The sequence below is a fragment of the Streptomyces sp. NPDC060035 genome (assembly GCF_042736635.1).
Lineage (GTDB): Bacteria > Actinomycetota > Actinomycetes > Streptomycetales > Streptomycetaceae > Streptomyces.
The window spans coordinates 89,765-114,103 of record NZ_JBHWVO010000001.1 but is presented as its reverse complement, the minus strand read 5'-3'; the positions used below and the strand labels follow the sequence as shown (position 1 = coordinate 114,103).

The following is a 24,339-nucleotide window of genomic DNA, read 5'->3' as shown; positions in this document are numbered from 1 at the left end:
ATGCGTGCGGCTCATCGCTCGGAATGCAACCGGTTGCATTCCGGGTTGGGAATCAGGGTGGCGGCGGGTACTGGACATGTCAATGCTTCGGGCAACTCCCGTTCCACGTAACGGTTCTGTTCCGCGTTGCCGGACAGCGCAGGGCGGGGACAGACGAAACGGGCGGACAGGAAAAGTTCCTGTCCGCCCGCTCCGTTGCCTCAGCGCTTACGGCCACCCCGGTCGGGCCCCGTCAGCCCTGCACGCCGCAACGCGTCGGCCATCGCGCTGTTGGCCGGTGCGGCGGCCGGACGCGGGGCAGCGCCCTGACCGTCGCCGCGCCGGTCGCGGCCCTGACCGCCGGCGCCCTGACGGCTACCCTGCGCCTGCCGCTGTCCCTGGCCGCCCTGCCGCTGGCGCGGCGGACGCTCGCCGTCGCCCTGGGCGTTCCTCTCGCGCCGCGATCCCTGCCCGCCGCCCTGCGCGTCCGAGGCCTCGTCGTCCAGCCGCAGCGTCAGCGAGACCCGCTTGCGCGGGATGTCGACCTCCATGACCTTCACCTTCACGATGTCGCCCGGCTTGACGACATCCCGCGGGTCCTTGACGAACGTCCGCGACATGGCCGACACATGCACCAGACCGTCCTGGTGGACGCCGATGTCCACGAACGCGCCGAACGCCGCGACGTTCGTGACGACACCCTCCAGCACCATGCCGGAGGCGAGATCGCCGATCTTCTCGACGCCCTCCTTGAACGTGGCCGTCCTGAAGGCGGGGCGCGGGTCACGGCCCGGCTTCTCCAGCTCCTTCAGGATGTCCGTGACCGTCGGGAGTCCGAACTTCTCGTTCACGAAGTCGTCGGCCCGCAGCGACCGCAGGACGCCCGTGTTGCCGATGAGCGAAGCGACATCCCCGCCCGTCGTCTTCGCCATCGTCCGCACCACGGGGTAGGCCTCCGGGTGCACACTCGACGCGTCCAGGGGGTCGTCGCCCCGGATCCGGAGGAAGCCCGCGCACTGCTCGTACGCCTTCGGGCCCAGCCGGGCCACATCCTTCAGCGCCCGGCGCGACCGGAACGGGCCGTTGGTGTCCCTGTGCGCCACGATGTTCTCGGCGAGCCCGGAGCCGATGCCCGACACCCGCGAAAGCAGCGGCGCCGACGCGGTGTTGACGTCGACACCGACACCGTTCACACAGTCCTCGACCACCGCGTCCAGCGAACGCGACAGCTTCACCTCGGACAGATCGTGCTGGTACTGACCGACGCCGATCGACTTCGGATCGATCTTCACGAGTTCGGCCAGCGGGTCCTGCAGGCGTCGCGCGATCGAGACCGCGCCGCGCAACGACACGTCCATGTCCGGGAGTTCCTGTGAAGCGAAGGCCGACGCCGAGTACACGGACGCACCCGCCTCCGACACCATCACCTTGGTGAGCTTCAGCTCCGGGTGCCTGTCACACAGCTCACCGGCGAGCTTGTCGGTCTCGCGGGACGCCGTGCCGTTGCCGATCGCGATCAGATCGACGTCGTGCTCCTTCGCCAGCCGCTCGAGCGTGGCCAGCGACTGGTCCCACTTGTTCGCCGGTACGTGCGGGTAGATGACATCCGTCGCGACGACCTTGCCGGTGGAGTCCACCACGGCGACCTTCACGCCCGTGCGGAAACCGGGGTCGAGCCCCAGCGTCGACCGGGTGCCGGCCGGTGCGGCGAGGAGCAGATCGCGCAGGTTCGACGCGAAGACACGGACCGCCTCGTCCTCAGCCGCCGTGCGCAGTCGCAGCCGCACATCGATCCCGAGATGGACGAGGATCCGCGTCCGCCAGGCCCAGCGCACCGTGTCGCCCAGCCATTTGTCACCGGGCCTGCCGCGGTCCGCGACGCCGAAACGGCGAGCGATCATGTTCTCGTACGCCGACGGGCCCGGCTGCTCGGTGCCCGCAGGCTCCTCGGGCTCCAGGACCAGGTCGAGCACGTCCTCCTTCTCTCCCCGGAGCATTGCGAGGACCCGGTGCGAGGGCAGTGCGGTGAACGGCTCCGCGAAGTCGAAGTAGTCGGCGAACTTCGCGCCGGCCTCCTCCTTGCCGTCGCGCACCTTCGCGGCCAGCCGGCCGCGTGACCACATGCGCTCGCGCAGCTCACCGGTCAGATCGGCGTCCTCCGAGAACCGCTCGGCCAGGATGGCGCGGGCGCCCTCCAGCGCGGCCGCCCCGTCCACGACACCCTTGCCGGCATCCACGAAGGCGGCGGCCGCCGCGAGGGGGTCCACGGACGGGTCGCCGAGCAGTCCGTCGGCCAGGGGTTCGAGGCCGGCCTCCCGCGCGATCTGTGCCTTCGTACGGCGCTTCGGCTTGAACGGCAGATAGATGTCCTCAAGGCGCGCCTTGGTGTCGGCCGCCCGGATCTGCGCCTCCAGCGCCTCGTCGAGCTTGCCCTGCTCGCGCACGGACTGGAGGACCGCCGTACGGCGGTCCTCCAGTTCCCGCAGATACCGCAGTCGTTCCTCGAGCGTGCGCAGCTGCGCATCGTCGAGCATCTCGGTCGCTTCCTTGCGGTAGCGCGCGATGAACGGCACGGTCGACCCGCCGTCGAGCAGCTCGACGGCCGCCTTCACCTGACGCTCACGTACGCCGAGTTCCTCGGCGATCCTGCCTTCGATGGACGTCGTCACGTTTTCCCGACTCGCCTTCTCGTACTGGCTGTGCTGGCGGTGCTGCTGGCTGTGTCACCGGGGTGGTCCACACCTGGGTGGTCCCCTTCGCCTGCATTGTGCCGGGTGCTCGGGTGTTGTGTCGCGTGACCTCGTCGAACGCGGGCGCGCCGTCGTCTCAGGCGCGCCGGGTCCTGCCGCCGCGCGAGGCGCCGCCGAAGAGCCGGGCGACCAGTCGGAACGGCAGGGAAACCACGGTGGCCACGGCGGAGCCGACGGTACGGAGGGCGTCTGCGATCGTACGGAACACGGTGTGCCTCCTTCGTAGGGTGTGCGTACTCGCGTAGCCGGTTCCGGGCTCCGTAAACGTGCCCGCGCTCAGCCCCTGCCGACCAGGTCCTCCGGGAAGGCCCCGGCCGATGCAGCAGCGAAGAGGAATCCGCGTGCCAGCTCCGTCAGCCGCTCCACGCCTTCGGCGCCCAGGTGCTCGTACGGTGCGGCGTCCATGCGGTCCGTCGAGTCCTCCAGATCTGCCCGGAGGGCCGTGCCCGCGTCCGTCAGCTCACCCTCGGCGTCCAGAAGCCCGCGCCCGCGCAGCCTCTCCACCGCCGCGTCCCAGTCCGCGCGCCGCCAGCCGCGGGTGGCAAGGATCCAGCGCGGTGCCATGCCCTTGCCGGTCGCGGTGTGGCTGACCAGGGCCTCGACCGGGTCGAGACCGGCGGCGAGCAGCGCGGCGAGGTGCGCGTCGCCGCGGTGCTCGCGCAGCAGCGTCGCCGCGTGCCAGTAGGCCAGGTGCGGCTGCTCCGGCACCGGCAGATCGGCGTGCGCCGCGTACAGCGGCCGGGCGTGCCGGGTGCAGGCCTCCGCGGCGCGCAGCGCCAGCTGTGCCGCCTCCGCCAGCTCGGGGGAGGCGATGACCTCCGCGCCGAGCACGCGGCGCAGCGTCGAGTCGACGGCACGCAGCCGCGCGTCCAGCACGGCCGCGGGGGAGGCGACAGCCCACACGGCGGGCACGTGGCGCGCCACCAGCTCGTGGTTGAAGTTGTAGAAGGTGGCCGTCACCGTACCCGCGCCGACCGCGCCCAGGGCGGCAGCGCGTGCGGCGAAGTAGGCGGCGCTCGCATCGTCGATGCCGAGCTCGCCGAGCTCCTTGCCCAGGTCGGGCGAGAAGTAGACAGTCGAGTGCAGTGGGTTGACGGCGTTGTGGCAGCGGCGCCCGGCGCGCGGCGGAAGAGTACTCATGCCTGCACGTTACCGACTGGTCAGTACGGTGCGTAACCCCGGTGCGGCGGTGACATGGACCGCATCCCCCGGATGGCGGAAAAGGTGGGTAACTCGTCATTGCAGCCATCGGGCCGGGCCGCCCAGGATGGCAGGCATGAAGCAGCGATCCGTACTCGTCGTCCTCTTCGACGGCGTCCAGAGCCTCGACGTGAGCGGCCCCATGGAGGTCTTCGCCGGAGCCTCCCGCTTCCCCGGGGTGGCGTACGAGCTGCGCACCGCCTCGCTCGACGGCGCCCCGGTCCGCTGCTCCAGCGGGCTCACCCTCGTCCCCGACGGCCTGCTCGCCGACGCCGCCGAGCCGGACCTGCTGCTTGTCCCCGGCGGCTCGGGCACCCGCACGCCCGATCCCGCGCTGATCGAGTGGCTGCGCGCGCACGCCCCGCGCGCCGGACAGCTCGTCTCCGTGTGCACCGGAGCCCTGCTCCTCGCCGAGGCGGGGCAGCTCGACGGCCACCGCGTGACCACCCACTGGTCCGTCTGCGAGACCCTCGCCCGCGACTACCCGGCGGTGGAGGTGGACCCCGACCCGATCTTCGTACGCGACGGAAGACTGGCCACCTCGGCCGGTGTCACCGCCGGCATCGATCTCGCCCTCGCCCTGGTCGAGGAGGACCACGGCCGCGAAGTGGCGCTCACGGTGGCCCGCCATCTCGTCGTGTTCCTGCGGCGCCCGGGGAATCAGGCCCAGTTCAGCGCCCAGCTCACCGCCCAGACGGCCGTCCGTGAACCGCTGCGGGCCGTTCAGCACTGGATCACCGAGCACCCGGACGCCGACCTCTGCGTGGAGGCCCTCGCTGCCCGGGCCAGGCTCTCGCCCCGTCACTTCGCCCGCGCCTTCCAGGCCGAGACCGGTCTGACGCCGGGCCGGTACGTCGAGCGGGTACGCCTCGAACAGGCCCGCCGGCTCCTGGAGGACACCACCGACGGCGTCGCCGGAATCTCCCGCGCCAGCGGCTACGGCACCCCGGAAGCCATGCGCCGCGCCTTCCTCAAGGCGCTCGGTACGGCGCCCGCCGAATACCGCCGCCGCTTCCACTCCCAGCCCGCGTAATCAACCCGCCTGCAACGTAAGGAACACCATGCAGATCGCCATCGTGCTCTTCGACCGCTTCACCGCGCTCGACGCCGTGGGCCCCTACGAGATCCTCAGCCGCACCCCCGATGCCGAGACGGTGTTCGTCGCCGAACGGACCGGACCGGTACGCAACGACAGCGGGAGCCTCGCGCTCGTCGCCGACCGCACGCTCGCCGACGTCCCCGCCCCCGACGTGGTGATCGTGCCCGGCGGCCCCGGGCAGAGCGCCCAGATGGAGAACGAGACCCTGCTCGGCTGGCTGCGCACGGCCGACGCCACCAGCACCTGGACGACCTCCGTGTGCACCGGCTCGCTGCTCCTCGGCGCAGCCGGGCTGCTCGACGGCCGTCGAGCCACCTCGCACTGGCTCGCCCTCGACGTCCTCAAGGCGTACGGGGCCGAGGCGACCGGCGAGCGTGTCGTGTTCGACGGCAAGTACGTCACGGCCGCCGGAGTGTCCTCCGGCATCGACATGGGCCTCACCCTGCTCGGCCGGATCGCCGGGGACGAGCACGCCCAGGCCGTCCAGCTGCTCACCGAGTACGACCCCCAGCCGCCCTACGACGCGGGGTCCCCCGAGAAGGCCCCGGCCGCCCTGGTCGAGGAGTTCCGTACGAGCAGCCGGTTCAGCCTGCGGTAGCAGCGGCTCCCGCAGGTCCCGTGGTCCAGGTGAAGCGGGGCGTGCGGCGCTCCATGAAGGCGGCGACACCCTCCGCGGTGTCGCCGCTTCCGCGCGCCTGCTCCGACCAGTACGCGTCCCGGTCCTCGCGGCCGTCGGCGAACTCCTTCGCCGCGGCCTGGGTCAGTTGCGAGCGCGATGCCAGGACCTGCGCGAACGACCGCACCCGGCCCTCCAGCCCGCCCGCCGGCAGTACCTCGTCCACCATTCCTGTGGCGAGGGCCCGTTCCGTGCCGATCAGCTCGCCGGAGAAGAGCAGGAACTTCGCGGCGGCCGGGCCGACCAGCGAGACCAGACGCCGCGTCGAGGACGCCGGGTAGACGATCCCGAGCTTGGCCGGAGTGACGCCGAACGACGCACCTTCCTCGGCGAACCGCAGGTCACAGGCGGCCGCGAGCTGGCTGCCGCCGCCCACGCAGAACCCGCGCACGGCAGCCAGAGTGGGCCGGGGAAAGGCGGCCAGCGCCTCCTCGGCCTGTACGGCGAGCGCCTGCGGCCGGCCGCCGGGGTCCCGGAGCGAGGTGATGTCCGCGCCGGCACAGAAGGTGTCCCCGGCGCCGGTGAGTACGAGTACCCGCACCCGGCGGTCGGCAGCCAGCCGCTCCAGCAGGCCGGGCAGGTCCTGCCACATGTCCGCCGTCATGGCGTTGCGCTTGGCGGGGTTGCTGATGACGACGGTGGCGACGCCGTCCGTGACGGTGTGCTCCAGCCGCGCCTGCTCCCTGAGGTCCATGTGCCGGATGCTATCCGTACGGTCCGAACCTATGATCAAGAAGGGGTCGCGAAGCGGGCACGCACCGTGAGGAGCTGTCGATGGCCGGACCCACGACCGAGGGCAGGAAGCTCAACCGCAGTTTCGGCGGGCTCGCCCTGCTCGGCATCCTGCTGGTGATTGCCGGGCTCGTCGGCCTCGTCTACACCGGCGTGGCCACGCTCACCTCGATGATCCTTTTCGGCTGGCTCCTGCTGATCGGCGGCCTGGTCGGCCTCCTTCACGCGATCCAGGCACGCGGCACCCCGTACTTCTGGCTGGGCGTGGTCGTCGCCGCACTGAATATCGCGGCCGGAGTCGTCGTCATCCGTCACCCGCACGGCACGGCCGAGGCGCTGACCATGTTCGCCGCGCTGCTCTTCCTCACCGGGGGAGTGTTCCGGCTGGTCGGCAGTGTCGTCGTCCGGGGTCCCCAGTTCGGCTGGACGCTGCTGCAGGGTGCTTTCGGACTGCTGCTGGGGCTGCTGGTCCTCTTCGACTGGCCGCACAGCAGCCTCTATGTGCTCGGCTGCTTCTTCTCGCTCGCCCTGCTGTTCGACGGGCTGGGGCTGATCGCGATCGGGATCGGCGGCCGACGGATCGTCAGCCTGGTGACGGACCAGATGACGCCCGAAGAGGACGAGAAGTAGTCCAATCAACTGACGCTGTCATACTCACTCGGTCACATTGCATCTATAACTGACTACTTGTGGTCAGAAGCTCGGTCCGGACCAAGCTGTTCCCGACACTCATTACTCGATAGTCAGTGACGTGCGAGTCGAGAGCGGGTGCCGGTCTATGGAGAGCCGCGGGAGTGTCCCGGCCCATCCCGTGCCGTACGAGGGAGTGTGGCGATTCACCGCCCCCGCCGTCGACGTCTCGGTGCCGCAGGCCCGGCACGCGGTACGGGACCTGCTGAACCGGCAGGGCGTGCCCGTGGAGGACGACGTCCTTCAGGGCCTGCTGCTGATCGTCTCGGAACTGGTCACCAACGCCGTGAAGCACGCCGCACTGCTCTCGCCCGAGCTCGCGGTCGAGGTGGCCATCGGGGCGGAATGGATCAGGGTCTCCGTCGAGGACAACCACCCCTACCGCCCGACCGCCCTGGTGACCGACTACGCGCAGACCGGCGGCCGTGGGCTGCTGCTGGTCCGTGAGGTCACGGCGGAGGCGGGCGGCACCTGCGACGTGGAGCACACGGCGGGTGGCGGAAAGATCATCTGGGCGGCGCTGCCACTGAAGACCCAGCTCTGACCGCCCCCGCACCCGCCGGGTGGTGTCACCAGCCCGCGGACGGCCCCGTCAGCTCCCTGATCGCAGGCCGTGCGGCGTCCAGCACGGTCATGAACCACGCCGAGAACGGCGCGGCGGCGTGCTGCTTCGCGAGCTCACCGGCCGTCACGAAGGCCGTCTCACCGACCTCCTCCGGATCCGGTCGCAGCTCCTCCTGCGCCATCCCGACGAACAGGTGGTTGAACTCCTGCTCCACCAGGCCCGAGACGGGGTCCGGGTGGTTGTAGCGGACCGTGCCCGCGGCCGCGAGCAGCGAGGGCGAGATCCCGAGCTCCTCGTACGTACGCCGGGCGGCGGCCGCGAAAGGCGCCTCGCCGGGGTACGGATGACCGCAGCAGGTGTTGGACCACACGCCGGGGGAGTGGTACTTGCCGAGCGCACGGCGCTGCAGCAGCAGCCGGCCCTGTTCGTCGAAGAGGAACACGGAGAACGCCCGGTGCAACTGGCCCGGTGCCTGGTGGGCGGCGAGCTTCTCCGCGATGCCGATGGTGGTGCCGTTCTCGTCGACCAGTTCGAGCATGATCTCTTCTGCTGTGCCGTTCGACGAGTTGTGCGCCGCGGTGGCTGGTGTGGTCGGCATACCCATCCTTCGCTTTGGTTCCCGGCCTCGTGCGCCGGACCCCTCGAGTCCGGTCAAGTCTGCCGCACAAAAGCCGCTTGTCCGTACTTCGGATGCTGGCATGTCCGGCCCGCCGCACCCTGACGGTGCGGCGGGCCGGACACCGCGTCAGACCCCGAAGGCGTCCGGATACTGGATCTTGCCCATGGGCACCGGCGCGGAATCGTCGAGCAGCAGAGCCATCACGGCCTCGTCGGGAACATCGAAGCCGACCCCGATCCCGAACCGTGACGCCGGTACGAAGCCGAAGGCCGGGTAGTACTGCGGATGGCCCAGCACCAGCACGAGCGGCTCACCCCGCAGCCGAGCCGCGTCCAGCACGGCCCGCACCACCGCACGGCCCGCGCCCCGGCGCTGATGAGCCGGTGCGGTCGCCACCGGGGCCAGCGCCAGCGCCGGTGCGTCCCCGACCCGGCACCGGGTCAGGAGCGCGTATGCGGCAACGGAACCGTCCGGGGCATCGGCCACGTACGAAAGACCGGGCAGCCAGGCGCCGGGATCCAGCCGCAGGGCATCGACCAGATCGGCCTCGTCCCGCGTCGGGAACGCCGCGGCGTTGACGGCGTGCACGGCATCGCGGTCCGCAGCCGTTTCCGGACGGGTTCGCCACCGGGGATCGGCCGGGCGCAGGACATAGCCGGCGTAGCTGTACTCCGTGCCGTAGTCGCGGCGTACGGCCAGCTCCTCGGCGGTGGCCGCGAGAGCTTCTTCCATACCGGGAGCCGTGGGATCGGCGGCGGCGGCCCGTTCGGCGAGCGGGACGTAGTACTCGTCCCAGTCGCTCCCGGGCTGCACCAGCACCCCGAGCACATGGCAGCCCGCCGCGACGCAGGCAGCCGTGTTGGCCGCGACCGGGCGCAGGGAGGCGTGCCGCTCCCAGAACGCGCGGGCCCCCTCGGAAGGCGCGTCCGTGGTCCAGACGCACTCGGTGATCACCATCGAGCCGCCGGGAGCGAGAAGCCGCTGCCAGTCACGCAGCGCCGTGTCGAACCCGATGATGTACGCGGAACCCTCGGCCCAGACCAGGTCGAAGGAGCCGTCGGCGAACTCGGGTCCGCTGAGGTCCGCCATATCGGCCCGGACGGTATGGATCCGGTCACCGAGGCCCCGCGCCTCGGCGGCCTCGCGCAGTTCGTCGAGGAACGGCTGGTGCAGATCGACCGCGGTCACCTCCGCGCCCGCCTCGGCGGCGAGCAGCAGGGCGGCCCTGCCCGGACCGCAGCCCAGGTCCAGGACGCGCGGGCGGTCCGGCTGCGGGCCCGCGAGGGCGAGGAGCTGCCGGGTGGTCGCGTCGGAGCCCGGGCTCTGCCGGGGCAGGCGGTGGTGCAGTTCGAAGAAAGCGTTGAATGTGTGGTCGGTCAACGTGGGAAACCCTTGGGTGAGAGGGCTCCGGCCAACGCGGCGACGTGGAACAGCCGAGGAGCTAGCCGAGAACCCGGGAGATGAGGAAGGACCGATTGCTGCGCCGGGCAGCCGTCGTCGCGACAGTCATCAACCTCAGCTCCTTCTCTCTCACGGGCTTACGCACTCGAACGTACGCCGGAGACCCTAACACCCGGCCCCGCTCAGTGGCAGAGCCTCGCCTCGTGCTCCGCATGCCCGCTCGGCTCCAGCTGGAAGGTGCAGTGCTCCACGTCGAAGTGATGGCCGAGGCAGCCCTGCAGCTCGTGCAGGAGCTTCTCGTGACCGATCGAGTCCAGCATCTCCTGGTGCACGACCACGTGCGCGGAGAGCACCGGCATCCCGGAGGTGATCGTCCAGGCGTGCAGGTCGTGGACGTCCAGCACCCCGGGCAGGGCGGTGATGTGGGCGCGCACCTCCGCCATGTCGACGCCCTTGGGTGCCGACTCCAGGAGCACGTCGAGCGTCTCGCGCAGGAGCTTCACCGTACGGGGGACGATCATGAGGCCGATCAGCAACGAGGCGATCGGGTCGGCGGCCTGCCAGCCCGTGGCCATGATGATGCCCGCCGACACCAGCACGGTGACCGAGCCGAGGGTGTCCGCGACGACCTCCAGATAGGCACCCCGCACATTGAGGCTGTCCTTCTGTCCGCGCATCAGCAGGGACAGCGAGACGACGTTGGCGACCAGACCGACGGCGGCGAACGCGATGGCCAGACCGCCCCTGGTCCCGGCCGGAGTGACGAAACGGTCGACGGCCTCGAAGACCAGGAAGCCGCCGACGCCCAGGAGCAGCAGACAGTTGGCCAGTGCCGCGAGGATCTCCGCGCGGGCGAAGCCGAAGGTGCGGTTGGGCCCTGCGGGCCTGTTGGCGAAGTGGATCGCGAGCAGGGCCATGCCGAGACCCAGCGCGTCGGTGGCCATGTGGGCCGCGTCCGCGATCAAGGCGAGGGAGTTGGCGAGGAGTCCGCCGACGATCTCCATGACCATGACGCCGAGTGTGATCCCCAGGGCGACCCGCAGCCGGCCCTTGTACGCGGCGGCGGCCGTGCCCGTCGGGGGCGGCCCTCCGTGCGTATGCCCGTGATCGTGGCCAGCCCCCATGGGAACGCCTCCGGAACGCGTCGTACCACTCGGGCGCCGACCGCCCGATGTGGCCAGTGAACTACGGGCGGGGGGTACCGGGCAACACGGCACTGAACACCGTTGTCATGTGCTCTGACCTGCGGAAACGTTCGCAGGTCAGAGCGTCGGCAAGATGGCGCTGGTCACTCCGCGCGGGCCTCGGGGTGGCGTAGGCACCAGCCCTCCCAGGCGGACTCGACCATCTCGCGCACTCCGCGCCGGGCCGTCCAGCCCAGTTCCTCGGTCATCCGGGCAGCCGACGCGACGGCCCTGGCCGCGTCGCCGGGCCTGCGCGGTTCGATCACGGGTTCCGCGGGCAGTCCGGTGATCTCGCCCACCAGATCGGCGAGCTCACGCACCGAGACGCCTTCACCGCGGCCGATGTTCACGGTCAGATCTCCGCCGAAGTCCTGCTCCGCCAGCTTCCGGGCCACCGCGAGGTGCGCGTCGGCGAGGTCGGCGACGTGGATGTAGTCGCGGACGCAGGTGCCGTCGGGCGTCGGGTAGTCGTCACCGAAGATCCGAGGCGCCTCGCCGCGCGTCAGCCGGTCGAAGATCATGGGCACGACGTTGTAGACGCCCGTGTCGGACAGCTCGGGCTCCGCGGCCCCGGCCACGTTGAAGTAGCGCAGACAGGCGGTCGAGATCGAGTGCGCCCGTCCTGTCGCCCGCACCAGCCACTCCCCGGCGAGCTTGGTCTCGCCGTAGGGGTTGATCGGGGCGCACGGAGTCTCCTCGGTGATGAGCTCCGTATCCGGAACGCCGTACACCGCGGCCGACGAGGAGAAGAGGAATCGCTGCACACCGGCTGCGGCCACCGCCTCCAGCAGCACGGTGAGCCCGGTCACGTTCTCCCGGTAGTAGAGAAGCGGCTTCTCGACGGACTCGCCGACCTGCTTCTTCGCCGCGAGATGCACCACGCCCGTCACCGCGTGCTCGGCCAGTACCCGGTCGAGCAGCGCACGGTCGGAGGCCGAGCCGCGCACCAGAGGAACGTCCGCGGGCAGGCGCCCCTCGATACCCGTCGAGATGTCGTCGAGCACGACGACCCTTTCGCCGGCTCCCGTCATGGCCTTCGCCACATGTGCTCCGATGTAACCGGCCCCGCCTGTGATCAACCACGTCATGCGTGTCAGCTTATGCGCTGAACCTGCGCGGTTTGTGGGCCGAGGTGTTGATCGACGATGATGATCGCGAACGGCGCCGCATGATGGCCGGTTCGCCCGAACGGAGCACAAACGGGCGGTGAACTCGGTCTTCCGTTCATCCGATAGCCTCAGCCGACGTGCCGCCGGCCCGCCCGAGGGCCGCACTGTCGCGCGCCGTTCCCGTGAGCACCCAAGGAGTGAGTTCGTCTGTCGATCGCCATCCTCACCGGTGCGCCGGTACCCGGATCGTCGCTCGAGGACGATCTGCGGTCACTCGGCTTTGACGTACAGGCAGCCGCCGACGCCACCGAGGCCGCGGAGCTGCTCGCCGCGGTCCCTGCGAGCCGGCGCGTCGCGCTCGTGGATCCCCGCTTCGTCGGTCACGTCCATGCCCTCAGGCTCGGGCTGACCGACCCCCGCTTCGCCGCCGCGACCGTGCCCGGAGCGCTCACCGCGCAGCCCGAGGCACGGGCCGCCCTGCTCCGCGCCCTGCGCAGGGCCGTGGCAGCCGTCGGCACGGGAAGCCCCGTCGCGCCCCCCGGTGCCGAGCCCGTCGCCGAGGACCGCACGGTGCCCGGCCGGCTCGCCGTGGCACTGGACGCCGAGGGCACCGCCGTGCAGCGCCCCGAGCTCGGCTCGCTGACCGCCGCGGTACCCACCGGCCCCGAGGAGCGCGGTGCCGCACAGGCCGCCGTCGACGCCGTCGACGACGAGGCCGTACGGCTTCGCAGCGCCGTGAAGGCCCACGACGGCTTCTTCACCACGTTCTTCATCAGCCCGTACTCGCGCTACATCGCCCGCTGGTGCGCCCGCCGCGGCCTCACCCCGAACCAGGTCACCACCGCCTCGCTGATCACCGCCCTGATCGCGGCCGGCAGCGCGGCGACCGGCACCCGTGGCGGCTATGTCGCGGCCGGAGTGCTGCTGCTCCTCTCCTTCGTCCTGGACTGCACCGACGGGCAGCTCGCCCGCTACTCGCTGCAGTACTCGACGATGGGCGCCTGGCTGGACGCCACCTTCGACCGGGCCAAGGAGTACGCGTACTACGCGGGCCTCGCCCTGGGGGCCGCCCGCGGCGGCGACGACGTGTGGGTCCTCGCACTCGGCGCGATGGTGCTCCAGGCCTGCCGCCATGTCGTCGACTTCTCGTTCAACGAGGCCAACCACGACGCGGTCTCCAACACGAGCCCCACCGCCGCGCTCTCCGACAGGCTCGACAGCGTCGGCTGGACGGTCTGGCTGCGCCGGATGATAGTCCTGCCCATCGGCGAACGCTGGGCCATGATCGCCGTGCTCACCGCGGTGACCACCCCCCGGATCGTCTTCTACGCCCTGCTCGTCGGATGCTCCCTGGCAGCCTGCTACACCACGGCCGGGCGACTGCTGCGCTCGCTGACCCGCCAGGCGCAGCGCACCGACCGCGCCGCCGTGGCGCTGGCCGACCTCGCCGACTCGGGACCGCTCGCGCAGGCCGTGGCCGGGGCGGTCCGCCGCCCGGGCGGCGGCTTCACGGCCCCGCTGCTGGCGCTCGCCGGAGCACTGGTGATCGTTGCCGCCGCACTGTTCGCTCCCTACGGCAGCTCGCTGACCGTGGGCGCCGCCGTGGTGTACGCGGTCGTCTCCGGTCTCGCGGTCTCGCGGCCGCTCAAGGGTGCGCTCGACTGGCTCGTACCCCCGGTCTTCCGGGCCGCGGAGTACTGCACGGTTCTGGTGCTGGCGGCCCGCAGTGATGTGCCGCACGCGGTTCCCGCAGCATTCGGTCTCGTTTCGGCCGTCGCCTACCATCACTACGACACGGTGTACCGCATCCGAGGCGGTACCGGCGCACCGCCCCGGTGGCTGGTGCGCACCATCGGCGGGCACGAGGGCCGGACCCTGGTCGTGGCCGTACTCGCCGCCGTACTGATCCGGAGTTCAGGTTTCACCACGGCCCTGACCGCGCTCGCGGCAGCCGTGGCTCTGGTGGTGCTCGTGGAGTCCATCCGCTTCTGGGTGTCCTCCTCGGCCCCCGCTGTACACGACGAAGGAGAACTCGCATGATCGGCCTCGTACTGGCTGCCGGTGCAGGACGACGTCTGCGTCCTTACACGGACACGCTGCCCAAGGCACTGGTGCCCGTGGACGGCGAGAAGACGGTCCTGGACCTGACGCTGGCCAACTTCGCCGAGGTCGGACTCACCGAGGTCGCGATCGTCGTCGGCTACCGCAAGGAAGCCGTCTACGCCCGCAAGGCCGAGTTCGAGGCGACGTACGGCGTGACGCTGACGCTCATCGACAACGACAAGGCCGAGGAGTGGAACAACGCCTACTCCCTGTGGTGCGCCCGTGAGGTCCTGAAGAAGGGCGTCATCCTCGCCAACGGCGACACCGTGCACCCGGTCTCCGTCGAAAAGACCCTCCTCGATGCCCGTGGCAAGGGCCAGAAGATCATCCTCGCCCTCGACACGGTGAAGAACCTCGCCGACGAGGAGATGAAGGTCATCACGGACGGCGAGAAGGGTGTGCAGCGGATCACCAAGCTGATGGACCCGGCCACCGCGACCGGCGAGTACATCGGCGTCACGCTGATCGAGCCCGAGGCCGCCGAGGAGCTCGCCGACGCGCTGAGGACCACCTTCGAGCGCGACCCCGACCTCTACTACGAGGACGGCTACCAGGAGCTCGTGAACCGCGGCTTCACCGTCGACGTGGCCCCCATCGGCGAGGTCACCTGGGTCGAGATCGACAACCACGACGACCTCGCCCGCGGCAGGGAGATCGCGTGCCGGTACTGACCCGCCTCATCCCGTCCCCGGTCGTCGTCGACATCCGGCGCGGCGCCATGGACGATCTGGCCGGTCTCCTTGCCGACCAGCGGATCTCCGCGTCGGGCAAGCTCGCCATCGCGATCAGCGAAGGTTCCGGGCGCGCCCTGCGCGAGCGGCTCGCTCCGGTGCTGCCCGGGGCCGACTGGTACCCGGTCACCGACGGCACGATCGACTCCGCGGTGAAGCTCGCCGACGGCATCAAGGGCAACCGCTACGACGCCGTCGTCGGCCTCGGCGGCGGCAAGATCATCGACGTGGCGAAGTACGCCGCGGCGCGGGTCGGCATGCCCATGGTCGCCGTCGCGACGAACCTGTCCCACGACGGGCTCTGCTCCCCGGTCGCGACCCTGGACAACGACAACGGGCGCGGCTCCTACGGGGTCCCCACCCCGATCGCGGTGGTCATCGACCTCGATGTGATCCGTGAGGCCCCGGCACGCTATGTGCGCTCGGGCATCGGGGACGCGGTCTCCAACATCTCCTGCGTCGCCGACTGGGAGCTCGCCCACGAGATCCAGGGCGAGGAGATCGACGGACTCGCGGCCGCAATGGCCCGCCAGGCCGGCGAGGCCGTGCTCCGTCACCCCGGCACGGTCGGCGACGACGCCTTCCTCAAGGTGCTGGCCGAGGGCCTCGTCCTGACCGGCATCTCGATGTCGGTCGCCGGTGACTCCCGGCCCGCCTCGGGCGCCTGCCACGAGATCAACCACGCCTTCGACCTGCTGTACCCGAAGCGCGCGGCAAGCCACGGCGAGCAGGTCGGCCTCGGCGCCTGCTTCGCCATGCACCTGCGCGGCGCGCGCGAGGAGTCGCTCCACATGGCGTCCGTACTGAGGCGCCACGGGCTGCCGGTGCTGCCCGGCGACATCGGCTTCACCGCCGACGAGTTCGTGCGGGCCGTCGAGTACGCCCCGCAGACGCGCCCGGGACGCTTCACGATCCTGGAACACCTCAACCTGTCCACCGACCAGATCAGGGACGCGTACGCCGACTATGCAAAAGCCATCCATAGCTGAACTCCGTCCGGTCGTGCACCCCCCGGGCGTGAAGGACCGGCGCAGTGGCGAGCACTGGGCGGGGCGGCTGTACATGCGCGAGATCTCGCTGCGCATCACCCGGCGCCTGGTGACCACCAAGGTCACGCCCAACCAGCTGACCTACGTGATGACCGTCGCCGGTGTGCTCGCGGCGCCCGCCCTGCTGGTCCCGGGTATCCCGGGTGCCCTGCTCGGGGTCCTCGCGGTCCAGCTCTACCTGCTGTTCGACTGTGTCGACGGCGAGGTGGCCCGGTGGAAGAAGCAGTTCTCGCTGGGCGGGGTCTACCTGGACCGGGTGGCCGCCTATCTGTGCGACGCGGCGGTGCTGGTGGGCTTCGGCCTGCGTGCTGCCGACCTGTGGGGCCCGGGACGCGTCGACTGGCTGTGGGCCTTCCTGGGCACGCTCGCCGCGCTGGGCGCCATCCTGATCAAGGCCGAGACCGACCTCGTCGGTGTCGCGCGCCACCAGGGCGGGCTGCCGCCCGTCAAGGAAGCCGCGTCCGAGCCGCGCTCCTCCGGCATGGCGCTCGCCCGCCGGGCCGCCGGCGCGCTCAAGTTCCACCGGCTGATCCTCGGCATCGAGGCGTCGCTGGTCATCCTGGTGGTCGCCGTCCTCGACACCGTCAGGGACGACCTCTTCTTCAGTCGCCTCGCGGTCGCCGTCCTGGCCGGCATCGCCCTTCTCCAGACCGTCCTGCACCTGGTGTCGATCCTGGCTTCCAGCAGGCTGAAGTGAGCTCCCCCATGAAACTCGGCGCAGTCATCATCACCATGGGCAACCGTCCGGACGAGCTGCGCGCCCTCCTCGACTCGGTCGCCAAGCAGGACGGCGACCGGATCGAGGTGGTCGTGGTCGGCAACGGCGCCCCGGTTCCCGACGTCCCCGCGGGCGTACGGACCGTGGAGCTGCCCGAGAACCTGGGCATTCCCGGTGGCCGCAATGTCGGCATCGAGGCGTTCGGTCCGTCCGGCGCCGACGTGGACGCACTGCTCTTCCTCGACGACGACGGGCTGCTGCCGAACACCGATACCGCCGAGCTCTGCCGGCAGGCCTTCGGGACGGATCCGAAGCTCGGCATCGTCACCTTCCGCATCGCCGATCCGGACACCGGGGTCACTCAGCGCCGGCACGTGCCGCGGCTGCGTGCCTCCGACCCGATGCGCTCGTCCCGGGTGACGACGTTCCTCGGCGGTGCGAACGCCGTACGCACCCAGGTGATCGCCGAGGTCGGCGGACTGCCGGACGAGTTCTTCTACGCGCACGAGGAGACGGATCTGGCCTGGCGGGCCCTGGACGCCGGCTGGATGATCGACTACCGCGCGGACATGGTGCTCAACCACCCCACCACCGCTCCCTCGCGGCATGCGGTCTATCACCGCATGGTGGCCCGTAACCGGGTCTGGCTCGCCCGCCGGAACCTGCCTGCGCCACTGGTGCCCGTGTACGTAGGCGTCTGGTTGCTGCTCACCCTGGTCCGCAGGCCGTCCGCACCCGCGCTCAAGGCGTGGTTCGGTGGTTTCCGGGAAGGATGGGCGAAGCCCTGCGGTCCCCGGCACCCCATGAAATGGCGTACGGTCTGGCGGCTGACCAGACTGGGCCGACCGCCTGTGATCTGAGAAGCTCTTCTCTGAGACCATGAGGCGTATTTTTCGTACGGGAACCTGTCCGCCTTGGCCGCGCCCGCGACCGGCTGCGCATTGTGAAGACGAGAGTTTCAACTTGTGAGTGAGACAACGCACGACGGTGGGGTTGCGCTGAGCACCCCGCCGTCCGCCGACGAGGGGCTGAGCGCGTCCCAGGTGGCCGCCAAGTACGGCCTGACGGTGAGCGGCGCCAGGCCCGGGCTGTTCGAATACACCCGTCAGCTCTGGGGCCGCCGTCACTTCATCCTGGCCTTCTCCAGGGCGAAACTGACCGCGCAGTACAGCCAGGCCAAGCTCGGCCAGCTGTGGCAGGTGGCCACACCCCTGCTGAACGCGATGGTCTATTTCTTGATCTTCGGACTCATCCTGGGCACCCGGAAGGGGATGAGCCAGGAGGTCTTCATCCCGTTCCTGGTGACCGGAGTCTTCGTCTTCACCTTCACCCAGAGCTCGGTCATGGCGGGGGTGCGGTCCATCTCCGGCAACCTCGGCCTGGTCCGCGCCCTGCATTTCCCCCGCGCCTCACTGCCCATCTCCTTCTCGCTCCAGCAGCTGCAGCAGCTGTTGTACTCGATGATCGTGCTGCTGGCCGTGGCGGTGGGCTTCGGCAGCTATCCGACGCTCTCCTGGCTGCTGGTCGTCCCGGCGCTGGCCATGCAGTTCCTGTTCAACACGGGCCTGGCACTGGTCATGGCCCGGCTGGGCAGCAAGACTCCCGACCTGGCGCAGCTGATGCCGTTCATCATGCGGACCTGGATGTACGCCTCGGGCGTCATGTTCTCCATCCCGGTGATGCTGGCGGGCAAGCCGCAGTGGATCGCCGATGTGCTGCAGTACAACCCCGCGGCCATCTATATGGACCTGGTCCGCTTCGCGCTCATCGACGGCTACGGCTCCGAGAACCTGCCGCAGCACGTCTGGGCCGTCGGGCTCGCCTGGTCGCTCCTGGTGGGCGTCGTGGGCTTCGTGTACTTCTGGAAGGCAGAGGAACGGTACGGCCGTGGCTGAGGAAACGTCCCAGGGGCACATCCCCACCGTCATCGCCGACGACGTGCACATCGTGTACCGGGTCAGCGGGACGGGTGGTGGCAAGGGCGGCGCCACCGCGGCGCTGAGCCGGATCATGCGCCGGGGCAAGGGCGAGCCGCGCGGTGTCCGCAAGGTGCACGCGGTGCGGGGTGTTTCCTTCACCGCCTACCGGGGCCAGGCGATCGGTCTCATCGGCACCAACGGTTCGGGCAAGTCCACCCTGCTGCGGGCCATCGCCGGACTCCTGCCCACGGAGAGCGGCAAGGTGTACACGGACGGCCAGCCGTCGTTGCTGGGAGTCAACGCCGCGCTCATGAGCGATCTGACCGGTGAGCGCAACGTCGTGCTCGGCGGACTCGCGATGGGCATGAGCCGCGAGGAGATCCACGAGCGGTACGAGGACATCGTGGACTTCTCCGGGATCAACGAGAAGGGCGACTTCATCACGCTGCCGATGCGGACGTACTCCTCGGGTATGGCGGCGCGACTGCGTTTCTCCATCGCTGCGGCCAAGAACCACGATGTGCTCATGATCGACGAGGCACTCGCCACCGGTGACCGCAAGTTCCGGGTCCGCTCCGAGGCGCGGATCCGGGAGCTGCGCAAGGAAGCGGGCACCGTCTTCCTGGTCAGCCACAACAACACCACCATCAGGGAGACCTGCGACCGGGTGCTGTGGCTGGAGAAGGGTGAGCTCCTGATGGACGGTTCCACCGACGAGGTCCTCAAGGCCTACGAGCGGGAGACCGGCAAGTAGTCCCGCAAACCCTGTGGCCCCCGCCGGAGCACAACGGCGGGGGCCGCTGCGGCGTCCGGTTCCGGAACAGCTGGACGAACAACGGCTCCCGGGTATCTCCTCCCGCCGGATGACGTCAATTGCCCTGAATTTGGGGAAGGTTGGCGGAGATCGAAGTGTTGTACAGGGGTGCGTCGCACCCCGGCGCGGCCTTGTGGGCTGTACAACGTAAGCTGTACCGGTGCTGATTCGCGGCAATGTGGGGGGATACGCCCCCTGTGCATCACCCCTGGTGAGCCCGTCGCACTCGGGAGAATGAGCGGCGTGTCCGAAAAGGGATGTTTTGGGTCGGCAGTGTAGAACGGGAGATATGACGGCAATGATGGAAGATCTCCAACTCCGACGTGGTTTCGCCGTCCCCGCGTCGGGCGGTACGCAGTGATCCGCACCCAGCAGGCGCGTACCGACGCCGCCGCAACCGGCACGCTCGACAAGGCCGCGGAAGAGAATTTCCCCGTGGCCCCCTTCTTCCTGCCCCGCGCCTGGCGCGACGACCTGATGGCGGTCTACGGCTTCGCCCGCCTCGTCGACGACATCGGTGACGGCGACCTCGCCCCCGGCGGAGCCGACGCGCGCCATCTCGGCCTCGAGCCCGGACAGGCCGAGGACCGGCTCGCCATGCTCGACGCCCTCGAGGCCGATCTGCACCGGGTCTTCGCCGGCTCGGCCGAAGTCCCGCGCCACCCCCTGCTGCGCGCACTGCGCCCCACCGTGCGAGCCTGTGCGCTCACCCCCGAACCCTTCCTCCAGCTCATCGAGGCCAACCGGCAGGACCAGAAGATCCGCCGCTACGGGACGTACGCCGAGCTCCAGGCCTACTGTGAGCTCTCCGCCAACCCCGTAGGCCGGCTGGTCCTGCAGATCACCGGCACCACGAGCCCCGAACGGATCCGCCGCTCCGACGCCGTCTGTACCGCGCTGCAGATCGCCGAGCACCTCCAGGACGTCACCGAGGACCTCGGCCGCGACCGGATCTATCTCCCCGCCGACGACATGGCCCGTTTCCATGTCCGTGAATCAGACCTGGCCGTACCGTCCGGGGGCGCATCCCTGCGCGCCCTGGTCGCGTTCGAAGCGGAACGCGCTCATGACCTGCTGGATGAAGGCATTCCCCTGGTGGGTAGTGTCAACGGCAGGCTCAAGCTGCTGCTCGCCGGATTCGTCGCCGGAGGCCGAGCCGCCCTCGCCGCGATCTCGGCCGCCGGGTTCGACGTACTGCCCGGACCGCCCAGGCCCACCGCGCCCAGCCTGCTGCGCGAAGTGGGAGTTGTACTGCGAAGAGCGCACAGAGAGGGGTGAGCCGGACCGTGGAGGGACAGACGACGTACATGTCGGCACCGGTACAGGCCGCATACAGCTACTGCGAGGCCGTCACCGGACAGCAGGCCCGTAACTTCGCGTACGGCATCAGGCTGCTGCCGTACGACAAGCGGCAGGCCATGTCGGCGCTGTACGCCTTCTCCCGTCGGGTCGACGACATCGGCGACGGTGAGCTGGCCCCGGAGACCAAGCGGTCCCGGCTGGAGAGCACCCGCGAGCTGCTCGACCGGGTCCGCAGCGGCGCGGTCGACGAGGACGACACCGACCCGGTGGCCGTCGCGCTCGCCGACGCGGCGCGCCGGTTCCCGCTGCCGCTCGGCGGGCTCGACGAGCTCATCGACGGCGTACTCATGGATGTGCGCGGGGCGAGCTACGAGACCTGGGACGACCTCAGGACCTACTGCCGGTGTGTCGCGGGTGCGATCGGGCGGCTCAGCCTGGGCGTTTTCGGGACGGAACCGGGTGCACCGGGCGCGGACCGCGCCGCGGAGTACGCGGACACACTCGGCCTGGCACTCCAGCTCACCAACATCCTGCGCGATGTCCGCGAGGACGCGGGCAACGGGCGTACGTACCTGCCCGCGGACGATCTCGCCAAGTTCGGCTGCTCCGCCGGATTCCACCGGGCGACCCCGCCCCCCGGCTCCGACTTCGCCGGCCTGGTGCACTTCGAGGTCCGGCGCGCCAGGGCCCTGTTCGCCGAGGGCTACCGGCTGCTGCCGATGCTGGACCGGCGCAGCGGCGCCTGCGTCGCAGCCATGGCGGGCATCTACCGCCGGCTCCTCGACCGGATCGAACGCGACCCCGAGGCCGTACTGCGCGGCAGGGTCTCGCTGCCCGGGCACGAGAAGGCCTACGTCGCGGTACGCGGCCTGTCAGGTCTTGACGCCCGCTACATCTCGCGCCGGACGGCCAGGGGGCGGGTCTGATGTGTCCCGAGAGCGGTACCGGGCGGCGGGCAACCCTCCGCCTGCCCGATGCGTCCCTGACTGCGACGTTTCCGGTCCCGGTGATCCGGGCCCGGTCGGCCCGAGCCCGGCGAAAGGGGGACGCATGAGTGGCCGGAACCTGCGCTCCTCACGTGCAGTGGTCGTAGGCGGCGGCCTGGCCGGAGTCACTTCGGCCCTCCGCCTCGCCGATGCCGGGCTTGACGTGACCCTGCTCGAAGGTCGCCCCCGGCTCGGTGGGCTGGCCTTCTCCTTCCGTCGCGGCGACCTGTCCGTCGACAACGGCCAGCACGTCTACCTGCGTTGCTGCACCGGCTACCGCTGGTTCCTGGACCGGATCGACGGCGCCCATCTCGCCCCGCTCCAGGACCGCCTCGACGTGCCCGTACTGGACGTCGGAAGGCTTGCCGGGCCGCGGCTCGGGCGGCTGCGCCGAACCGGCCTTCCCGTGCCCCTGCACCTTGCCGCCGGTCTCGCCGCGTACCCGCACCTCTCGCTCGCGGAGAAGGCGGGCGTCGCGCGGGCCGCCCTGGCACTGGGCCGCCTCGACCCCGCCGACCCCGCGCTCGACGGCATCGACTTCGCGACCTGGCTCCAACGGCATGGACAGTCGCAGCGCACCATCGAGGCGCTCTGGGACCTCGTCGGCGTCGCCACGCTCAACGCGACCGCGCCGAACGCCTCCATGGCACTGGCCGCCATGGTCTTCAAGACAGGGCTGCTCTCCGAGCCCGGCGCCGCCGACATCGGCTGGGCCGCGGTCCCGCTCGGCGAGCTGCACGACACCCTGGCCCGCAAGGCGCTCGACTCGGCCGGCGTGCGGACGCAGCTGCGCACCCGGGTCGGCTCGCTCACCCGAACCGACGAGGGCCGTTGGGCCGTCGGGACGGACAGCGAGCTGATCGAGGCGGAGACCGTCGTTCTCGCCGTCCCCCAGGGCGAGGCCCACGGGCTGCTGCCCGACGGGGCGATCGACGATCCCGGGCGCCTCCTGGACATCGCCGACGCGCCGATTCTGAACGTTCACGTCGTCTACGACCGCAAGGTGCTGCGCAGGCCGTTCTTCGCAGCCCTCGGATCGCCCGTGCAATGGGTCTTCGACCGTACCGAGCAGTCGGGGCTCCAGGGCGGCGGGCAGTACCTCGCGCTGTCCCAGTCCGCGGCGCAGGGCGAGATCGACCTGCCCGTCGCCGAACTGCGCAGGCGCTACCTGCCCGAGCTGGAGCGGCTCCTTCCGGCAGCGCGCGGCGCCGGGATCCGCGACTTCTTCGTCACCCGGGAGCGCAACGCGACCTTCGCACCTGCCCCCGGGGTGGGACGCCTGAGGCCGGGCGCCGGCACCCGCGCCCAAGGCCTCCACCTGGCAGGTGCATGGACCGCCACCGGCTGGCCCGCCACGATGGAGGGCGCCGTCCGCAGTGGCTTCAGCGCCGCGGACTCCGCACTCCGGGTTCTCGGCCGGCCCCACGAACATCCGCTGCAGGAGGCGGCATGAGCAGTACCACCGGAACAAGAGGAGAGTCTGTGACCCCGGCGAATCCGGCTTTCGACACCGTGGCGGACACCACGGACGTCACCGCGCTTCTGGAGCGCGGAAGGGCCCTGTCAGCGCCGGTGCTGCGAGCTGCCGTGGACCGGCTGGCGCCGCCCATGGACACCGTCGCGGCCTACCACTTCGGCTGGATCGACGCCCAGGGCCTGCCTGCCGACGGCGACGGCGGCAAGGCCGTGCGCCCCGCGCTCGCCCTGCTGTCCGCCGAAGCGGCGGGCGCCCCGGCCGAAGCCGGGATCCCCGGCGCGGTCGCCGTCGAACTCGTGCACAACTTCTCGCTGCTGCACGACGACCTGATGGACGGTGACGAGCAGCGCCGCCACCGAGACACCGTATGGAAGGTGTACGGCCCGGCCCAGGCGATCCTGGTCGGTGACGCGCTCTTCGCGCTGGCCAACGAGGTCCTGCTGGAGCTCGGTACCGTCGAGGCGGGCCGTGCGGCCCGCCGTCTGACCACCGCCTCCCGCAAGCTCATCGACGGGCAGGCCCAGGACATCTCCTACGAGCACCGCGAACGGGTCACCGTCGAGGAGTGCCTGGAGATGGAGGGCAACAAGACGGGTGCCCTGCTCGCCTGCGCCGTCTCCATCGGTGCCGTGCTCGGCGGCGCGGACGACCGCACCGCCGACACCCTGGAGGCGTACGGCTACCACCTCGGCCTCGCCTTCCAGGCGGTCGACGACCTGCTCGGGATCTGGGGCGACCCGGATGCCACCGGAAAGCAGACGTGGAGCGATCTGCGTCAGCGCAAGAAGTCCCTGCCCGTCGTGGCCGCGCTCGCCGCGGGCGGACCGGCGTCGGAGCGACTCGGCGAGCTGCTGGCCGCCGACGCCAGGAGCAGCGACTTCGACAGCTTCTCCGAAGAGGAGTTCGCCGCGCGAGCGGCACTCATCGAGGAGGCGGGCGGTCGCGAATGGACCGCCCAGGAAGCCCGCCGTCAGCATGCGGTAGCCATCGAGGCGCTGCACGGTGTCGACATGCCGGAACGCGTGAGGGCGCAGCTCACCGCGCTCGCCGACTTCGTTGTCGTCCGAAAGAGATGATCACCATCCTCATATGAATCGCAGTCGCCGGCGGGCGCCCGAACAGGGCGCCCCCCGACCGCGGACCCACCCACACACAGGTGCAACAGCACCGAAGGGGGTGCCAGTAAGCCGCCAACCAACGGAAGACCCGGGGCGCCAAACACCGCGCCACCACCGG

General features: G+C 70.5%; 23 protein-coding genes. 15 read left to right on the top strand and 8 right to left on the bottom strand.

Annotated features, from left to right (window positions below; genetic code table 11):
• Positions 1–200: 200 nt before the first annotated feature.
• The 3 genes from ACFWBQ_RS00540 to ACFWBQ_RS00530 all read right to left on the bottom strand — a co-directional run bounded on the left by ACFWBQ_RS00540 (position 201) and on the right by ACFWBQ_RS00530 (position 3,869).
• Positions 201–2,648, bottom strand: coding sequence for a Tex family protein (locus tag ACFWBQ_RS00540; RefSeq protein ID WP_385482340.1), 2,448 nt, complete (start codon positions 2,646–2,648; stop codon positions 201–203).
• 157 nt (positions 2,649–2,805) lie between these two features.
• Positions 2,806–2,937 carry an LPFR motif small protein gene (locus ACFWBQ_RS00535; protein WP_385482337.1) on the bottom strand — a complete coding sequence of 44 codons (132 nt, stop codon included), beginning with the start codon at positions 2,935–2,937 and terminating at the stop codon, positions 2,806–2,808.
• A 68-nt stretch (positions 2,938–3,005) separates the two neighbouring features.
• A complete protein-coding gene (locus ACFWBQ_RS00530) occupies positions 3,006–3,869 on the bottom strand; it encodes a hypothetical protein (RefSeq protein ID WP_385482335.1) in 864 nt (287 codons plus the stop codon).
• Between the two features lie 136 nt (positions 3,870–4,005).
• Between ACFWBQ_RS00530 and ACFWBQ_RS00525 the strand changes: the two genes are divergently transcribed.
• Both ACFWBQ_RS00525 and ACFWBQ_RS00520 read left to right on the top strand, forming a co-directional pair.
• Positions 4,006–4,962, top strand: coding sequence for a GlxA family transcriptional regulator (locus tag ACFWBQ_RS00525; protein ID WP_385482332.1), 957 nt, complete (start codon positions 4,006–4,008; stop codon positions 4,960–4,962).
• Positions 4,963–4,990: 28 nt separating this feature from the next.
• Positions 4,991–5,626: a DJ-1/PfpI family protein gene (locus tag ACFWBQ_RS00520; protein ID WP_385482330.1), complete on the top strand. Its 636-nt coding sequence runs from the start codon at positions 4,991–4,993 to the stop codon at positions 5,624–5,626.
• Here the strand turns inward: ACFWBQ_RS00520 and ACFWBQ_RS00515 are convergent.
• Complete coding sequence (locus tag ACFWBQ_RS00515) at positions 5,613–6,398, bottom strand: enoyl-CoA hydratase/isomerase family protein (RefSeq protein ID WP_385482327.1); 786 nt, start codon at positions 6,396–6,398, stop codon at positions 5,613–5,615. The two genes, ACFWBQ_RS00520 and ACFWBQ_RS00515, sit on opposite strands and share 14 nt — an antisense overlap.
• Before the next feature lie 80 nt (positions 6,399–6,478).
• On the opposite strand from ACFWBQ_RS00515, the gene ACFWBQ_RS00510 reads away from it, so the two are divergent.
• The gene (locus ACFWBQ_RS00510) at positions 6,479–7,066 is read left to right on the top strand and encodes an HdeD family acid-resistance protein (RefSeq protein WP_385482324.1); all 588 of its coding nucleotides are present in this window, start codon (positions 6,479–6,481) and stop codon (positions 7,064–7,066) included.
• A 148-nt stretch (positions 7,067–7,214) separates the two neighbouring features.
• Positions 7,215–7,670 carry an ATP-binding protein gene (locus tag ACFWBQ_RS00505; protein WP_385482322.1) on the top strand — a complete coding sequence of 152 codons (456 nt, stop codon included), beginning with the start codon at positions 7,215–7,217 and terminating at the stop codon, positions 7,668–7,670.
• 25 nt (positions 7,671–7,695) lie between these two features.
• On the opposite strand, the gene idi is transcribed toward ACFWBQ_RS00505, so the two are convergent.
• From idi to galE, 4 genes are all read right to left on the bottom strand, one after another.
• Positions 7,696–8,289 carry an isopentenyl-diphosphate Delta-isomerase gene (idi, locus tag ACFWBQ_RS00500; RefSeq protein WP_385482319.1) on the bottom strand — a complete coding sequence of 198 codons (594 nt, stop codon included), beginning with the start codon at positions 8,287–8,289 and terminating at the stop codon, positions 7,696–7,698.
• Positions 8,290–8,436: 147 nt separating this feature from the next.
• Complete coding sequence (locus tag ACFWBQ_RS00495; protein ID WP_385482316.1) at positions 8,437–9,690, bottom strand: GNAT family N-acetyltransferase; 1,254 nt, start codon at positions 9,688–9,690, stop codon at positions 8,437–8,439.
• Between the two features lie 203 nt (positions 9,691–9,893).
• On the bottom strand, positions 9,894–10,835 hold the full coding sequence (locus ACFWBQ_RS00490; protein WP_385482313.1) for a cation diffusion facilitator family transporter: 942 nt from the start codon (positions 10,833–10,835) through the stop codon (positions 9,894–9,896).
• Positions 10,836–10,999: 164 nt separating this feature from the next.
• Entirely contained in the window at positions 11,000–11,983 is a 984-nt protein-coding gene (gene galE, locus ACFWBQ_RS00485) for a UDP-glucose 4-epimerase GalE (RefSeq protein WP_385482310.1), read from the bottom strand.
• A gap of 285 nt (positions 11,984–12,268) precedes the next feature.
• Between galE and ACFWBQ_RS00480 the strand changes: the two genes are divergently transcribed.
• The 11 genes from ACFWBQ_RS00480 to ACFWBQ_RS00430 all read left to right on the top strand — a co-directional run bounded on the left by ACFWBQ_RS00480 (position 12,269) and on the right by ACFWBQ_RS00430 (position 24,179).
• The gene (locus tag ACFWBQ_RS00480; RefSeq protein ID WP_385483122.1) at positions 12,269–14,044 is read left to right on the top strand and encodes a DUF5941 domain-containing protein; all 1,776 of its coding nucleotides are present in this window, start codon (positions 12,269–12,271) and stop codon (positions 14,042–14,044) included.
• A complete protein-coding gene (locus ACFWBQ_RS00475; protein WP_385482307.1) occupies positions 14,041–14,778 on the top strand; it encodes a sugar phosphate nucleotidyltransferase in 738 nt (245 codons plus the stop codon). The genes ACFWBQ_RS00480 and ACFWBQ_RS00475 overlap by 4 nt, the downstream gene beginning before the upstream one ends.
• Positions 14,766–15,827 carry an iron-containing alcohol dehydrogenase family protein gene (locus ACFWBQ_RS00470; protein ID WP_385482304.1) on the top strand — a complete coding sequence of 354 codons (1,062 nt, stop codon included), beginning with the start codon at positions 14,766–14,768 and terminating at the stop codon, positions 15,825–15,827. The genes ACFWBQ_RS00475 and ACFWBQ_RS00470 overlap by 13 nt, the downstream gene beginning before the upstream one ends.
• Positions 15,805–16,584: a CDP-alcohol phosphatidyltransferase family protein gene (locus tag ACFWBQ_RS00465; protein WP_385482301.1), complete on the top strand. Its 780-nt coding sequence runs from the start codon at positions 15,805–15,807 to the stop codon at positions 16,582–16,584. Before ACFWBQ_RS00470 ends, ACFWBQ_RS00465 begins: the two co-directional genes overlap by 23 nt.
• A gap of 8 nt (positions 16,585–16,592) precedes the next feature.
• On the top strand, positions 16,593–17,465 hold the full coding sequence (locus ACFWBQ_RS00460) for a glycosyltransferase family 2 protein (RefSeq protein ID WP_385482299.1): 873 nt from the start codon (positions 16,593–16,595) through the stop codon (positions 17,463–17,465).
• A 105-nt stretch (positions 17,466–17,570) separates the two neighbouring features.
• Complete coding sequence (locus ACFWBQ_RS00455; RefSeq protein WP_385482296.1) at positions 17,571–18,500, top strand: ABC transporter permease; 930 nt, start codon at positions 17,571–17,573, stop codon at positions 18,498–18,500.
• Positions 18,493–19,278 (top strand): ABC transporter ATP-binding protein, encoded by a 786-nt coding sequence (locus tag ACFWBQ_RS00450; RefSeq protein WP_385482294.1) that lies wholly within the window; start codon positions 18,493–18,495, stop codon positions 19,276–19,278. Before ACFWBQ_RS00455 ends, ACFWBQ_RS00450 begins: the two co-directional genes overlap by 8 nt.
• A 417-nt stretch (positions 19,279–19,695) precedes the next feature.
• The gene (hpnC, locus tag ACFWBQ_RS00445; RefSeq protein WP_385482291.1) at positions 19,696–20,616 is read left to right on the top strand and encodes a squalene synthase HpnC; all 921 of its coding nucleotides are present in this window, start codon (positions 19,696–19,698) and stop codon (positions 20,614–20,616) included.
• A 29-nt stretch (positions 20,617–20,645) separates the two neighbouring features.
• A complete protein-coding gene (hpnD, locus tag ACFWBQ_RS00440) occupies positions 20,646–21,566 on the top strand; it encodes a presqualene diphosphate synthase HpnD (RefSeq protein WP_385482288.1) in 921 nt (306 codons plus the stop codon).
• 124 nt (positions 21,567–21,690) lie between these two features.
• Entirely contained in the window at positions 21,691–23,079 is a 1,389-nt protein-coding gene (gene hpnE / locus ACFWBQ_RS00435; protein ID WP_385482285.1) for a hydroxysqualene dehydroxylase HpnE, read from the top strand.
• Entirely contained in the window at positions 23,076–24,179 is a 1,104-nt protein-coding gene (locus ACFWBQ_RS00430; protein ID WP_385482282.1) for a polyprenyl synthetase family protein, read from the top strand. The genes hpnE and ACFWBQ_RS00430 overlap by 4 nt, the downstream gene beginning before the upstream one ends.
• Positions 24,180–24,339 lie beyond the last annotated feature (160 nt).

Coding starts and splice junctions, on each gene's coding strand:
- ACFWBQ_RS00530 (WP_385482335.1), bottom strand. CDS start 3,869: ATGAGTACTCTTCCGCCGCGCGCCGGGCGCCGCTGCCACAACGCCGTC.
- ACFWBQ_RS00525 (WP_385482332.1), top strand. CDS start 4,006: ATGAAGCAGCGATCCGTACTCGTCGTCCTCTTCGACGGCGTCCAGAGC.
- ACFWBQ_RS00520 (WP_385482330.1), top strand. CDS start 4,991: ATGCAGATCGCCATCGTGCTCTTCGACCGCTTCACCGCGCTCGACGCC.
- ACFWBQ_RS00515 (WP_385482327.1), bottom strand. CDS start 6,398: ATGGACCTCAGGGAGCAGGCGCGGCTGGAGCACACCGTCACGGACGGC.
- ACFWBQ_RS00510 (WP_385482324.1), top strand. CDS start 6,479: ATGGCCGGACCCACGACCGAGGGCAGGAAGCTCAACCGCAGTTTCGGC.
- ACFWBQ_RS00505 (WP_385482322.1), top strand. CDS start 7,215: ATGGAGAGCCGCGGGAGTGTCCCGGCCCATCCCGTGCCGTACGAGGGA.
- idi (WP_385482319.1), bottom strand. CDS start 8,289: ATGCCGACCACACCAGCCACCGCGGCGCACAACTCGTCGAACGGCACA.
- ACFWBQ_RS00490 (WP_385482313.1), bottom strand. CDS start 10,835: ATGGGGGCTGGCCACGATCACGGGCATACGCACGGAGGGCCGCCCCCG.
- galE (WP_385482310.1), bottom strand. CDS start 11,983: ATGACGTGGTTGATCACAGGCGGGGCCGGTTACATCGGAGCACATGTG.
- ACFWBQ_RS00475 (WP_385482307.1), top strand. CDS start 14,041: ATGATCGGCCTCGTACTGGCTGCCGGTGCAGGACGACGTCTGCGTCCT.
- ACFWBQ_RS00465 (WP_385482301.1), top strand. CDS start 15,805: ATGCAAAAGCCATCCATAGCTGAACTCCGTCCGGTCGTGCACCCCCCG.
- ACFWBQ_RS00460 (WP_385482299.1), top strand. CDS start 16,593: ATGAAACTCGGCGCAGTCATCATCACCATGGGCAACCGTCCGGACGAG.
- hpnD (WP_385482288.1), top strand. CDS start 20,646: ATGTCGGCACCGGTACAGGCCGCATACAGCTACTGCGAGGCCGTCACC.
- hpnE (WP_385482285.1), top strand. CDS start 21,691: ATGAGTGGCCGGAACCTGCGCTCCTCACGTGCAGTGGTCGTAGGCGGC.
- ACFWBQ_RS00430 (WP_385482282.1), top strand. CDS start 23,076: ATGAGCAGTACCACCGGAACAAGAGGAGAGTCTGTGACCCCGGCGAAT.